The sequence below is a fragment of the Moheibacter sp. genome, assembly GCF_049672845.1.
Taxonomy (GTDB): Bacteria; Bacteroidota; Bacteroidia; order Flavobacteriales; family Weeksellaceae; genus Moheibacter.
On the sequence record NZ_JBATWT010000023.1, the window covers coordinates 258,870 to 272,753 of the forward strand.

The window sequence follows — 13,884 nt, forward strand, 5'->3', positions numbered from 1 at the left end:
TTGCGCTTACACCCATAAAAACTTTAAATAAAAACTTATCTTTGCGGTTATAACCTTAATTAAAATGATTTTAAGACCAACCTATACTAATGCCATTATTCCTTTTATCGACAAGCCCCAGATAAAGATTATTACCGGAATTCGGCGTTCTGGAAAATCGGTTGTGTTGCGTTTGCTTAAAGAAGAATTACTACAAAGAGGTGTCGAAGAAGAGCAGATTATTACGATTAACTTTGAGAGTTTTGCATTTATCGAATTGACAAGAGCCCAAAAACTTTACGAATTTGTAAAAGAAAAAATCAAAAGTTCACAAAGATATTATCTTTTGTTAGATGAAATTCAAGAGGTGGAAGATTGGGAAAAAGCCGTCAATTCTTTTATAGTGGATTTTGATGTAGATGTCTATCTTACAGGTTCTAATTCCCATTTGTTATCTTCAGAATTGGCGACTTATCTGGCAGGAAGATATGTTGAGATTCCAGTTTTTACACTTTCTTATAAGGAGTTCTTGGATTTCAGACATCATTATTTTAAGGAAGAAAATACGGCTAATTCTTTTGTGCAGTATCTTCGTTTTGGAGGTTTCCCTGTGATTCATACAGCCAATTATCCTGATGAAACGGCTTATAAAGTAGTTTATGATATTTATTCTTCCGTTATTTTGAGAGATACTGTGCAACGTTATAAAATCAGGGATATCGAACTTTTGGAACGGGTGATTAAATACGCTTTTGATAATATCGGGAATACGTTTTCGGGTAAAAATGTTGCTGATTTCTTTAAAAGTCAACAACGTAAGGTGGATGTCAATACGGTGTATAATTATCTGAACGCTTTAGAGGGTGCGTTTATCCTGTATCGTGTTCCTCGTTACGACATCAAAGGCAAAGAAATCCTGAAAACCCAGGAAAAATTCTATGTAAGCGATGTTTCGATTATCTACGCTTTAATGGGCTATCGGGACAGAATGATTTCGGGAATTTTGGAAAATATTGTTTTTCTGGAACTCAAACGTAAAGGATATAAAGTCTATGTTGGGAAATTGGACGCTACCGAAATTGATTTTGTTGCAGAAAAACGAAACGAAAAAATATACGTACAGGTTGCTTACAAATTAGAAAATCAGCAAACCGTAAACCGTGAATTTGGCAATCTTTTGGCTATTGATGACCAATATCCAAAATATGTCGTAACAATGGACGAGTTTTGGAAAGATGATATCGAAGGTGTAAAACATCTTCACATCACAGATTTTTTGTTAAAAGAAATAATATAAAATGTCTAAACCCAAACTCATCCGAATCACCACCATTCCACTGTCTTTGAGGGTATTACTCAAGGGGCAGTTGAGGTTTATGTCGCAAGAATTTGAAGTAGTCGGTGTGAGTTCAGCGGGTTCCGATTTGGAAGAAGTTCATCAAAACGAAGGAATTCGGGTAGAAGCCATTGAAATGACCCGTCAGATCACACCGGTTCAGGATTTGATTTCACTATGGAAACTGTACCGTTGGCTGAAAAAAGAAAAACCCCAAATCGTTCATACCCATACACCCAAAGCCGGAATTATAGGAATGTTGGCCGCTAAGCTCGCCGGTGTACCCCATCGCTTGCATACCGTGGCAGGACTACCGCTTATGGAGGCGACCAGCAAAAAACGCATCCTCCTGGACTTTGTGGAAAAGCTGACCTATGCGGCAGCCACCAAAGTTTACCCCAATTCAAAAGGACTTTATGACTTCATTCTCGAAAACCAATATACCATAGAATCCAAACTCAAACTCATTGCCAATGGCAGTTCCAATGGGATTGATACCACTTATTTCCGTCCTGATGTAATTGTGGAAAAAGAAAAAAATGAGTTGAAAAAAGAACTCGGCATCGGAGAAGAGGATTTTGTATTTGTATTCGTCGGACGACTGGTAGGCGATAAGGGCATCAATGAACTGGTTTCTGCCTTCTCACAACTCACAACTCAGAACTCAGAACTCAGAACTCATAACCCAAAACTCAGAACTCATAACCCAAAACTCTTACTAGTCGGCCCCTTGGAAACAGACTTAGACCCTTTAAAACCTGAAACTATAAAAGAAATAGAATCCAATCCCCATATAGTATCCGTCGGATTTCAAAAGGACGTCCGTTCCTACTTTGCAATCAGTGATGCCCTAGTTTTTCCCAGTTACCGCGAAGGATTTCCCAATGTAGTCATGCAAGCCGGCGCCATGGGATTACCGGCCATCGTTTCGGACATAAACGGATGCAATGAAATCATTGTCGAAGGAGAGAATGGTACCATCATCCCCCCCAAAAATGCAGAAGCGCTTTATACCGCCATGCAGAATATCATGAACGACAGCAGCTATTATAAGCATTTAGCCGCCAACGCTCGTAGGATGATCAAATCCCGCTACGAACAAACTGTAGTCTGGCAGGCGATTTTGGAGGAATACAGAAAACTCTAGGTGGTTGAGTGATGGGTGTTGAGTGATGGGTGTTGAGTTAAGTGTTATGAGTTTTGAGTTGCGGATTTAGAACCACCACTTCGACGGTGTTGAGTCTAAAAATGCAATTATCAAAATCCTTCAGAAACCACCCTTTAGGGCTGGGGTAAAGTTTCTGAAGGATTCATTTCTGATTATTCGCCCATCCTTTGGTTCCCATAGGTTTAGGGGAAAGATTTTAAAAGATTTTACTAAATTCATTTGAAAAATATCAGGATGAAAAAATCAAAGTCTAATCTTTACCATGATCATAGCATGTTTAAGGGTGCTCCTCCTGAATCATTTGAAAAAGCCAAAACGCTTCGCAACAATATGACACCGGCTGAAATGAAAATATGGGATATATTGAATAAAGGAGAATTCCGGCATTATAAATTCAGAAGACAACATCCTATAAATATTTACATTGTCGATTTTTACTCCCATCCTCTTAAATTAATTATTGAGGTCGATGGCGAATACCATAACCTGGCCTCCCAGATTGAGAAAGATTTGGAACGATCAGAAATATTAAAGTCACATGGATTAAGAATAATCAGATTCACAAATGATGAAGTTCTGAATCAAATTGAAAAAGTCAAAGAAACTATCTTAAATTCAATTCAATCCCGAAAATAAATACCTTATAGTCAAGATAGTCCCGATAGCTATCGCGACCTAAAGGGCAATTGTCAAAATCTTCTTTCGCTATTGATTATTCGCCCAAAACTATTCTTTGGCCCCGATGGCTATTTAAACTTTTGATTGCTTCGTCGTCGTACCTTCTCCTCGCAATGACTTAATGGTGTGTGATTGCTTCGTCGTCGTACTGTCATTGCGAGCATAGCGAAGCAACCGCAATTGCAGGTAGAGGTTTTTTCTTTTCAAAGATTCTTCGAAGCATTTTCTATTATTAAACCCAAATCTTTATAAATTTGCCAAGGATAAATCATGTATAAAAACTTCTTCAAACGCTTCATCGATTTTCTGCTAGCCCTTTTGGGATTTTTGCTGCTCAGTCCGGTATTTTTATTGGTTTGTATTGGTCTTTGTTTTGCCAACAAAGGAAAGCCGTTTTTTGTACAGCATCGACCCGGAAAAAACGAACGCATTTTTCAAATCATCAAATTCAAAACGATGAACGATAAAAAGGATGCGCAAGGAAATTTGCTCCCCGATGCGGAACGACTGACGAAAATAGGTGCATTCGTGCGGAAAACCTCCTTAGATGAAATCCCTCAATTGATCAATGTAATAAAAGGCGATATGTCACTCATCGGACCCAGGCCGCTTTTGGTGCAATACCTTCCCCTTTACAATCAAGAACAGAAAAGACGACATGAAGTCCGTCCCGGTATCACAGGCTGGGCACAAGTCAACGGCCGAAACGCCATTTCATGGAAACAAAAATTTGAGTACGATGTATGGTATGTGGATAATATCTCTTTTGCACTCGACATCAGAATCCTTTTTCTTACATTAAAAAAAGTATTCATCAGAGAAGGAATTTCGCAGGAGGGTCAGGCGACAATCGAAGTATTCAGAGGAAATCATTAAATTTGATTATGTATTTATTTGGCGCAAGCGGACATGGAAAAGTAGTAGCAGAAACGGCCGAATCAGCCGGAATGAAAATCAGCGGATTCATTGATGATAATCCGGCTTTGATAAATGTCTGGGACTATCCTGTATTGCGGGAAATCCCGCCCGGAAACCCTGAGGTATTTCTGTCCGTCGGAAATAACCTGACCCGTAAAAAACTTTCTGCGCGGTTCCCTGATTTGAATTATCCTGCCATCATCCATTCCGCTACTTCGGTATCGCGTCGTGCATCTCTGGGTGAGGGAACGGTGATTATGTCGGGTGTTTCGGTCAATGCCGATGTCCGGATAGGCCGACATTGTATATTAAATACCAATTCATCGGTGGACCATGATTGTATAATTGGAGATTTTGCACATATTTCGCCCAATGCAGCGCTGGCCGGCGATGTGAAAGTAGGAGAAGGAGCACATATTGGAATCGGCGCTTCAGTTATACAGGGAATCAGCATTGGCAAATGGGCTGTAATTGGTGCCGGTGCAGTAATTATCAGAGACGTCCCCGATTTTGCAGTCGTTGTCGGCAACCCTGGGAAGCTTATTAAGTTTAATGAAATCAGAACTTAGATAGAATTCTGGATTTCGGTCAACTTACTTCAGGGCCTTAAAGCCCTCAAACTATAACCTCCAGAATCCATCCCGTCACCCCTGAGCATTTGATCCCGATAGTCCCGATAGCTATCGGGATCGGGATAAGAAAAAAATCTTCCGGTGGAAGATTTATCTAAAAGAATATTCATAACAAAACTATGAAATCCTTCAGAAACCACCCTTTAGGGTCGGGGTAAAGTTTCTGAAGGATTCTCTTCTGATCATCCTCCCAAAATTACCCTTCCCCCGGCATCTATTCTCTATATTCTATCCTCTACGTCACCCTGAGCTTGTCGAAGGACCATCCCCAACACCCCACACCCAACATCACATCCCCACAATCTCAAAAAAAATATACGATTTTCACATAACAAAACGTTGTATATTTGTAGCGTACTCGTAACTACTGAAATGAACCTAAAAAAAATATGGCTGTCCTCTCCCCACATGGGCGGCAGCGAGTTAAAGTTTATCCGGGAGGCATTTGACACCAATTGGGTGGCACCCCTGGGCCCTAATGTGGAGGGATTTGAAAGGGATCTGGAAGATTATCTGGGTGCCTCGTCTCATGTGGCTGCACTGAGTGCGGGCACGGCCGCTTTACATCTGGCACTGATTATGGCAGGGGTAAAGCAGGGAGATGAAGTAATTTGTCAGTCCATGACCTTTTCGGCTTCAGCCAATCCGATTGCTTATCTGGGTGCGACCCCGGTCTTTGTTGACTCTGAACGCGATACCTGGAATATCTGTCCCGAAATGCTGCGCAAAGCAGTTGAAGACAGAATTGCCAATGGAAAGAAACCAAAAGCCATCATCGCTGTACATCTATATGGTATGCCTTATAAACAGGATGAAATACAGGAAATTGCAAGCCGATATGAAATACCGGTGATTGAGGATGCCGCCGAAGCTCTTGGCAGCACCTGGCAGGGACAGAACTGCGGTACCCTGGGTGATTTCTCCATACTTTCTTTCAACGGAAATAAAATTATTACCACATCGGGTGGAGGTGCTCTCGTTACCAAATCCCGGGAACATAAAGAAAAAGCAGTTTTCCTTGCCACACAGGCCAGGGACAATGCCCCCCATTACCAGCATTCTGAAATAGGATATAATTACCGGATGTCCAATATAGTGGCCGGAATCGGAAGAGGTCAGATGGAAGTTCTGGATCAGCGTGTGGCAGCACGCAGAGCCAATTTTGAATTTTATCGTTCTGAACTTTCCGGCAAAAACGGTATAAGTTTTGCCAATGAACCCACCGGATTTTTTTCCAACCGATGGCTCAGTTGTATTCTGACGCCCTCATTTGAGAGAAGGGAAGAAATTCGCCTGAATTTACAGGAGAAAAATATTGAGTCAAGGCCCCTCTGGAAACCTATGCATATGCAGCCGGTTTTCAGCAGTTGTCCCAGATATGTCAACGGAACAGCCGAAGACCTGTTTGAAAAAGGGCTTTGTTTACCGAGTGGATCAGATTTAAACCAATCAGACTTAATTAGAATCATTGAAACCATTTAATTCACCTTTTTTAAGTTATAAGCTTAAAAAAAACCTGCAGAAAGAAACACCCCGATGGCTGGTGCTCGCCATCGACCTCTACATTACGGTCAATACCTATGTGGTGACTTTTGGTTTGTTAAAACTCTTAGGGATTGGCAGCGATCTGAGTTTCTATCAGGTCATGGTGTATCAGGTGCCCACAGTTCTTTTACTGTCCTTCCTGGCCTTTCTGATTACTTCTTCTTATAAGGGAATCGTTCGCCATACGGGATTTAAGGATATGCTAAATGTGCTGAAAGCCAATACGCTATACACCATCTTCATCATCCTATTTTCCTGGACCCTTTATGAGACCCATGCCGATCCGGTTTATAATCCGGGGAAGGCGGTGATATTGGTTCATTTTCTTTTAAATACAATGGCGCTCTCTTTTCTGAGAATTCTCTATAAAGGGCTTTATAATTATTATGTAATGGGGAACCGCTACAAACGCAAAGTGATGATTTACGGAGCGGGTGATTCGGGTGTGATTACTTATAATGCTTTGAAGAACGATGAAAAAAGCCGTGTGACCGTGTTTGGTTTCATGGATGATAAACGTAAAAAGACCGGGAAGAAAATCAATGGTGTGACAGTGTACAATCCGAATGCGGTTACCCTTGAGTTCGTGGAGAAACACAATATTACCGAGATTATTATTTCGATTCAGAATCTTCCTCCGGCCCAATTGACAGAGATAGTCGATAAGTTTGCGGATTATCCGGTGACGCTGAAGATTGTACCGGCGGTTAGTACCTGGCTGAAGGGTGACCTGACAGCCCAGCAGATCAAAGAGATACGCATCGAAGACCTTTTGGGAAGAAAGCCTATCAAGCTGAACAATCAGGAAATACGGAATGAAATCGAAGGTAAAGTGGTGCTGGTAACAGGTGCTGCGGGTTCCATAGGAAGTGAGATTTCGCGTCAGCTCATGGGTTATCCGTACAAACAACTCATCCTCGTGGATCAGGCGGAATCGCCTTTATTTGAACTTCAGCAGACTTCCCGTAAGCTGAATGGGGAGAACTGTGATTTTGTGATGGGGGACGTCCGCAACAGCGAAAGGATGGAGGTGATGATCCGTCATTATCGTCCCGATATTATCTTTCACGCAGCGGCCTATAAGCATGTTCCGCTGATGGAGGAGAATCCTTACGAAGCGGTAATGGCCAATGTAAGGGGAACCAAAACCGTAGCCGACCTGGCAGTGAAATACGATGTGAAGAAATTTGTAATGGTTTCGACCGATAAGGCGGTCAATCCGACCAATGTGATGGGAGCGACCAAACGACTTGCGGAATTATATGTGACACAGCTCAATAATCAGTACGATACGGGATTTATTGTTACGCGTTTCGGGAATGTACTGGGTTCGAACGGATCGGTGATTCCTACTTTCAAACGTCAGATAGAAGAGGGAGGTCCGCTTACCGTGACCCATCCCGATATAACCCGGTATTTCATGACGATTCCCGAGGCCTGTCAGCTCGTATTGGAAGCGGGCGCCATGGGCAAGGGGGGAGAGGTCTTCGTGTTTGATATGGGGGAATCGGTGAAGATATTTGATTTGGCCAAAAAGGTCATTCAGCTGAGTGGATTGAAATATCCGCAGGACATAGAGATTAAAATCACGGGACTTCGTCCGGGTGAGAAGATTTATGAAGAATTATTGACGAGTGATGAGACGGCGATCAAAACCCACCATCCGAAAATCATGATTGCCCGGGTTAATAATACCACCCCCGGATTCAAAGAAAAAATCGATAACCTTCTGAAGATTCAGGCATCGGACAGCCCGATGGAGACCAATGTAATTCTGGTATCCATGATCCGTGAACTCGTACCGGAATATCAGCCGAATAATTCGGTGTATGCAGGGAAGGAGTCCTGAGGCAAAGGGTTTTGTGTTTTTGAGTTATGAGTTACGAAGTATTTTACTGTATTATGGTAAAAAACACCCGCAGATGACGCAGATGAGCGCAGATTCAGAATTTTATCCCTTGTATTGAGAATTTGACAAAGTATTTGGGTCGGTTGAAGACCTTTGGAGTTCTGTGTTGCGAAGTATTTTACTGTATTATGGTAAAAAGCACCCGCAGATCGAGCAGATGAGCGCAGATTCAGAATTTTATCCCTTGTATTGAGAATTTGTCAAAGTATTTCGGTCGGTTGAAGACCTCTGGAGTTCTGTGTTTTTGAGTTATGAGTTGCGAAGTATTTTACTGTAGTATGGTAAAAAACACCCGCAGATCGCGCAGATGAGCGCAGATTCAGAATTTTTATTCCTTGTATTGAGAATTTGACAAAGTATTTGGGTCAGTTGAAGACCTTTGGAGTTCTGTGTTTTTGAGTTATGAGTTGCGAAGTATTTTACTGTATTATGGTAAAAAGCACCCGCAGATCGCGCAGATGAGCGCAGATTCAGAAATCTCATCCCTTGTATTGAGAATTTGACAAAGTATTTGAGTGAGTTGAACTCCTCCGGAGTTCTTTATTAGCTTTTCAAATCACCCCAGGCTGCGCTGGGCTTGCCCGGGGTTATGGAAGTTAAACTCCTTCGGAGTTCGGGTTTTGCATTTCGAACTTCGAACTTCGTATCTCGGATATCCCGCATCCATCCCCACCACTCAAACTCTCAAACTCCGCCACCTTCACACAGCTGAACTTCCATCTTCCATCCCCGGTCACACTGAGCGGATTCGAAGGGCCATCCTCCAACACCCAGACCTCGATTAATTAAGTCAGAATTAACATCAAATTAATTAATTACCTTAATTTTGTAGACTTTTAAGAAAGTCTGAGAATGAAAGATATAAAAATTGCCGTCATAGGACTGGGTTATGTAGGTTTACCTTTGGCCCGTTTATTTGCAACGAAATACAACACCATTGGTTTTGATATCAATGAAAACCGGATCATGGAACTGAGATCGGGTGTGGACAGCACCCTGGAGGTGGAAGATGAAATCCTTCAGGAAGTTCTGGTGGATAATCCCGGACAAGAAAAAGGCCTTTATATCACCAGTCAGCTCGATGAATTAAAAGACTGCAATTATTTCATCATTACCGTTCCCACCCCGGTGGACAAAAACAACCGTCCGGATTTAACGCCGTTGCTGAAAGCAAGTGAGACGGTGGGTAAAGTAGTTTCGAAGGGTGATATCGTGATTTATGAATCAACGGTTTATCCAGGAGCTACCGAAGAAGACTGCATCCCGATTGTGGAAAAAGTATCGGGACTGAAGTTCAATGTGGATTTCTTTGCGGGTTATTCGCCTGAAAGAATCAATCCGGGTGACAAGGAACATACGGTTGACAAAATCCTGAAAGTTACATCGGGTTCCACGCCTGAAGCCGGTGAAAAAGTCAATGAGTTATATAAATCTGTCATCACGGCGGGAACGCATCTGGCACCGGCCATAAAGGTAGCCGAAGCGGCCAAAGTAATTGAAAATTCGCAGCGCGATATCAATATTGCTTTTGTCAATGAGCTGGCGAAAATATTTAACCTGATGGACATTGATACCCATGCTGTTTTGGAAGCTGCCGGTACCAAATGGAATTTCCTTCCGTTTAAACCCGGATTGGTGGGTGGTCACTGCATAGGGGTGGATCCTTATTACCTGGCACAGAAAGCACAGGAATATGGTTATCATCCGGAAATCATACTAGCCGGAAGACGTCTGAACGATTCAATGGGTGAATATGTGGCTTCGCAGGTGGTGAAGTGCATGATAAAACAGGGAATCAAAGTTAACGGCGCTGAAATCCTGATGTTGGGTGTGACTTTTAAGGAAAATTGTCCGGATGTAAGGAATACCAAGATTGTGGATGTTATAGCCTCTCTTGAGGATTATAAGACAGAGATTACCACTTATGATCCTTGGGCGAATCCTGAGGAGGTGAAGCATGAATACGGTATCACATCGGTTAAGGATTTAAATGGTCAGCAAAAGCGTTATGACGCCATTATTCTGGGCGTTGCACACAATGAATTCCAGGACCTGGACATCCACTCACTGAAAAAAGATAATGCAGTGGTTTATGATGTGAAGGGGATCCTCAGCGGCGAAATTGAGGGTAGGCTTTAAGGCCGGAGTTTAATTTCTTTATTAATTATTGCATATTAAGATTCTGGAAGCAAGCCTTTGGCTGAACTATGATAGTAGGTCAGGGAAATATAGGCATAAAAAAAGCAAGCTTTTACGCTTGCTTTATGTTACTTGTGTAACCAACCTAAACTAAACTAATCTCTTCAAGACCTGAAGATTTTTTAATTTCTTGAAATATTCCGCTATACCGATGCGATTTGTATGAGGAGAATATTTTAATAATGTTATAATTTCTTGTAAAAATTAGAATAATTAAAATAAATTATTGTTTGATGAATGTGTTAATTTCTTCTTGACCACTCTCAGAAATAACTGCAACGTAGTATAGACCTTGTTGAAGCCCGTTGATATTAACTGATGTGTTTTCTGTAGCAGAAATTTCCGCAGATCCGATCAGGTTCCCCTGGTTATCAAAAATTTCTACTCCGGCTATTTTTTCTCCGGCAGATGTGATTTCAACCTGAGTTTCTGAAACCATTGTCACATCAGGAAAGAACGCTTTGCCACTGCTTCCGTTACCGATACGGATTCCATTGCTTTGTTGTGCAAACAAAAAGCCTGCGGCGAATAATAAAAAAAGGATAGATAGTGTGTGTCTCATAATGGTACAAAGATATTTATAACAAAATAAATAAAACCTACCAAGATTTTGGTATTTTTACCTCGAAATGAGAAATTTAATCTTTTTCTTAATTTTGATACTCCCTGCTACTTTGTTGTCTCAAAGCAATATAAGCGATATTGAGAAAAATTACCAAAAGTACAGGGAAACAGTTCAGTCTAATCCTGACTCTGGTCTTATCTACATTAAAAGAGCCAAAGCACTGAATGAGATTGTGAAAAGCCCTTCCTGGGAAGCCCGTATTTATTATGGAATCGGCTATTGTTTCATTGTAAAACAGGAATATGAGAAGTCTCAGGAGTACTTCAGAAAGGCTATAGAATATGCCCGTGAAACGGATGATTTCAATACTTTAAGTAAGGCTTATAATCAGATCGGACAGACTTATTCGTTTGAGAATGATTTTAAAAATGCGCTGAGTAATTATCATAGTTCCTTGAAAATTTCAGAGCAAAAAGAAGAGCTTAATGATAATACAATTGCGGTTCTTTCCAATATTGCAGACCTTTATATTTTGCAGGAAGATACCGTTAGTGCGAGAAGGTATTATTACCAGGCTCAGAAAATCGGTGAGGGTGATGGTAAGAAACCAAATCTGGCGGCTGTTTACAATAATCTGGCGGTTTCCTATATGAAAACCAATATTGACAGTACGGAATTTTACCTTAACAAAGCACTTCAGATTCAGGAAGAAAACCATAATTATCATGGTCAGATTATGGCCAAGATCAATCTGGCTGTTACTTATCTGAACTTTAAATCTGTGCTAAACTATTCCACCTCACTTCGGTATCTGCGTGAGTCACTTGAGCTGAGTAAAGCCATTGATAATGTGGAGGCGGAATATTTCAGTTATTACTACCTCGGGAAGTATTATGAACAGGCGGAATCTGATTATAGAACTGCACTGAGTTATTATCAGGAAGCGCATAATATTCTACGCAAGGGCTATAAGAATGACTACACCATTGAATTGTATGAGAGTTTATCAAGGGCTTATTCGACTCTTGGTAATTTTGAACAGGCTTATCATTATCAGAAAATACAGCAAAATCTTCAGGACAGTATTTTCAGCGTTGAAAAAAACAAACAGTTTCATGAAGCCCAGACAAAATTTGATGTGGAAAGGAAGAACAACCAGATTCAGTTGTTGAACAAGGAAAAAGAAATTCAGAAGGGTAATAACCGTTTGATTTTCATTGGTTCTATTTTGTTGATTGTACCCTTGTTGTTCCTGGCTGTTTTTTACAGGCAGCGCATGAAATACCAGCAGACCATTGGCGAACAGGACAAGATGATTTTTGAAAAAGAGCGGGAAGCCATCCGTGCCAGAAACCTCATTGAAGGTCAGAATCTGGAGCGTGGCCGGATTGCGAAAGAACTGCACGATGGTGTAGGAGGTAAGCTTTCAGCGATAAAAATTAAAATGGATCAGCTCAATACGACTTCAATCCAAGATCCGGAACTGGGTGAATGCATCCGCCAGCTGGAAGATGCTTCTAAAGAAATCCGTGTGATTTCACATGAATTAAATGAAAATAAAATAGATAAATTAAATTTCGTAAATTTATTGAATCATTTAGTGAAAGAATATAGATTTTATTTTACTGGCGAAATACATCTGAATATCTATCCGGAGACCAAGTTTGAGCAAATAGAAGGTGTTGAAAAACATTATTTGTACCGGACGATTCAGGAAATTCTATCCAACTGCTTAAAATACGCCGAAGCCGAAAACATCTATATAGATTGCACTTTTGATTCGGGTTACCGACTCATTGTTGAGGATGATGGGAAAGGATTTGACCTTTCCAGTGTAAAAAAAGGTATGGGTCTGGATAATCTACACAAACGAATCAAAAGTTTAAAAGGCAATTTACATATTGACTCTGTAATCGGAAGGGGATCGTCTTTTATTATTGAAATACCGCAGAATGGAACAGAAAATACATAGAATTGGTATTGTCGATGACCATCAGTTGATTCTGGATGGTCTTGAGAATCTTTTAAAAAGTGAAAAAAGCTACGATATTGCTTTTGCCATGAACAACGCCCGTGAAGCTCTGGGATTGATGGAGGAAGCTCCGGTGGATCTGATTGTTACAGATGTTGCCATGCCGGATATGAATGGCGTGGAATTCATTAAAAAAATTAAAGAAAAATATCCCAAAGTCAAAGTGCTGGTACTAAGTACCTATAAAACTGATTTGATTGATGATGAAGATGTAGATGGCTATCTGCTCAAGGAATCTTCAAGTCAGACTATACTCAAAAAAGTAAAGGAAATCCTTTCCAATAAGCCCAAAAGTATTTACATTGATGTGGCTAAAAACTATCATAACCTTTCAAAACGGGAAAAGGAAATAGTTGTTGAAATCGGTAACGGACTTTCCTCGGAGCAAATTGCAGATAAATTAAATCTGAGCTATTATACAGTAGAAACTCACAAGAAAAACATCTACCTCAAACTCAACGTAAAAACCACTTCTGAACTCATCAAAAAGGCGATTCACCTCGGCATCATTATGAACTAAGCCTTTTTATTCATTTTCAGGCGGTCTTCTACGTACTCAATCTGAGTTTTGTTGTGAGGTTTGGGTTTTCCTTCTTCGTCGAGATTGACCATGGTTATTTTATCCACCGTAATGATGGTTTCATGGGTCATTTTGTTTCGCACTTCACATCTTAGTATCAGCGAAGTTCTTCCGAATTTCACCACATCCATCCCGATTTCAATCACATCGCCTTCGCGTGCTGAAGCCATGAAATTGATTTCCGACATAAACTTGGTCACCACGTGTTTGTTGTCGAGCTGGATGATGGAATAAAGCGCTGCTTCCTCGTCAATCCAGGCCAGAAGCTTTCCTCCGAACAAAGTTTTATTGGGATTTAAATCCTCGGGTTTTACCCATTTTCTTGTATGAAATCGCATGTTTC

At 41.0% G+C, this 13,884-nt stretch carries 13 protein-coding genes; 10 read left to right on the top strand and 3 right to left on the bottom strand.

The window, feature by feature from the left end; translation table 11 throughout:
- Nucleotides 1-64: 64 nt before the first annotated feature.
- The 5 genes from WBF63_RS08820 (at nt 65) to WBF63_RS08840 (ending at nt 4,648) form a co-directional block, all read left to right on the top strand.
- Nucleotides 65-1,276 (top strand): ATP-binding protein, encoded by a 1,212-nt coding sequence (locus WBF63_RS08820; protein WP_424369347.1) that lies wholly within the window; start codon nt 65-67, stop codon nt 1,274-1,276.
- A 1-nt stretch (nt 1,277) separates the two neighbouring features.
- Complete coding sequence (locus WBF63_RS08825) at nt 1,278-2,462, top strand: glycosyltransferase family 4 protein (RefSeq protein ID WP_424369348.1); 1,185 nt, start codon at nt 1,278-1,280, stop codon at nt 2,460-2,462.
- A 255-nt stretch (nt 2,463-2,717) separates the two neighbouring features.
- Nucleotides 2,718-3,119: an endonuclease domain-containing protein gene (locus tag WBF63_RS08830; RefSeq protein WP_424369349.1), complete on the top strand. Its 402-nt coding sequence runs from the start codon at nt 2,718-2,720 to the stop codon at nt 3,117-3,119.
- A gap of 312 nt (nt 3,120-3,431) precedes the next feature.
- Nucleotides 3,432-4,037: a sugar transferase gene (locus WBF63_RS08835; RefSeq protein WP_424369350.1), complete on the top strand. Its 606-nt coding sequence runs from the start codon at nt 3,432-3,434 to the stop codon at nt 4,035-4,037.
- An 8-nt stretch (nt 4,038-4,045) separates the two neighbouring features.
- The gene (locus WBF63_RS08840; RefSeq protein WP_424369351.1) at nt 4,046-4,648 is read left to right on the top strand and encodes an acetyltransferase; all 603 of its coding nucleotides are present in this window, start codon (nt 4,046-4,048) and stop codon (nt 4,646-4,648) included.
- Nucleotides 4,649-4,677: 29 nt separating this feature from the next.
- On the opposite strand, the gene WBF63_RS08845 is transcribed toward WBF63_RS08840, so the two are convergent.
- Nucleotides 4,678-4,821: a hypothetical protein gene (locus tag WBF63_RS08845; RefSeq protein ID WP_424369352.1), complete on the bottom strand. Its 144-nt coding sequence runs from the start codon at nt 4,819-4,821 to the stop codon at nt 4,678-4,680.
- A gap of 262 nt (nt 4,822-5,083) precedes the next feature.
- On the opposite strand from WBF63_RS08845, the gene WBF63_RS08850 reads away from it, so the two are divergent.
- The 3 genes from WBF63_RS08850 (at nt 5,084) to WBF63_RS08860 (ending at nt 10,304) form a co-directional block, all read left to right on the top strand.
- Nucleotides 5,084-6,193, top strand: coding sequence for a DegT/DnrJ/EryC1/StrS family aminotransferase (locus WBF63_RS08850; protein WP_424369353.1), 1,110 nt, complete (start codon nt 5,084-5,086; stop codon nt 6,191-6,193).
- The gene (locus WBF63_RS08855; RefSeq protein ID WP_424369354.1) at nt 6,180-8,105 is read left to right on the top strand and encodes a polysaccharide biosynthesis protein; all 1,926 of its coding nucleotides are present in this window, start codon (nt 6,180-6,182) and stop codon (nt 8,103-8,105) included. The genes WBF63_RS08850 and WBF63_RS08855 overlap by 14 nt, the downstream gene beginning before the upstream one ends.
- A 912-nt stretch (nt 8,106-9,017) precedes the next feature.
- The gene (locus WBF63_RS08860) at nt 9,018-10,304 is read left to right on the top strand and encodes a nucleotide sugar dehydrogenase (protein ID WP_424369355.1); all 1,287 of its coding nucleotides are present in this window, start codon (nt 9,018-9,020) and stop codon (nt 10,302-10,304) included.
- Between the two features lie 283 nt (nt 10,305-10,587).
- On the opposite strand, the gene WBF63_RS08865 is transcribed toward WBF63_RS08860, so the two are convergent.
- A complete protein-coding gene (locus tag WBF63_RS08865) occupies nt 10,588-10,926 on the bottom strand; it encodes a T9SS type A sorting domain-containing protein (protein ID WP_424369356.1) in 339 nt (112 codons plus the stop codon).
- Between the two features lie 67 nt (nt 10,927-10,993).
- On the opposite strand from WBF63_RS08865, the gene WBF63_RS08870 reads away from it, so the two are divergent.
- Together WBF63_RS08870 and WBF63_RS08875 are read left to right on the top strand one after the other, a co-directional pair.
- Entirely contained in the window at nt 10,994-12,901 is a 1,908-nt protein-coding gene (locus tag WBF63_RS08870; protein ID WP_424369357.1) for a tetratricopeptide repeat-containing sensor histidine kinase, read from the top strand.
- Nucleotides 12,882-13,481 carry a response regulator transcription factor gene (locus WBF63_RS08875; RefSeq protein WP_424369358.1) on the top strand — a complete coding sequence of 200 codons (600 nt, stop codon included), beginning with the start codon at nt 12,882-12,884 and terminating at the stop codon, nt 13,479-13,481. The genes WBF63_RS08870 and WBF63_RS08875 overlap by 20 nt, the downstream gene beginning before the upstream one ends.
- Here the strand turns inward: WBF63_RS08875 and WBF63_RS08880 are convergent.
- Nucleotides 13,478-13,879 (bottom strand): acyl-CoA thioesterase, encoded by a 402-nt coding sequence (locus tag WBF63_RS08880; RefSeq protein ID WP_424369359.1) that lies wholly within the window; start codon nt 13,877-13,879, stop codon nt 13,478-13,480. The genes WBF63_RS08875 and WBF63_RS08880 overlap by 4 nt on opposite strands.
- Nucleotides 13,880-13,884 lie beyond the last annotated feature (5 nt).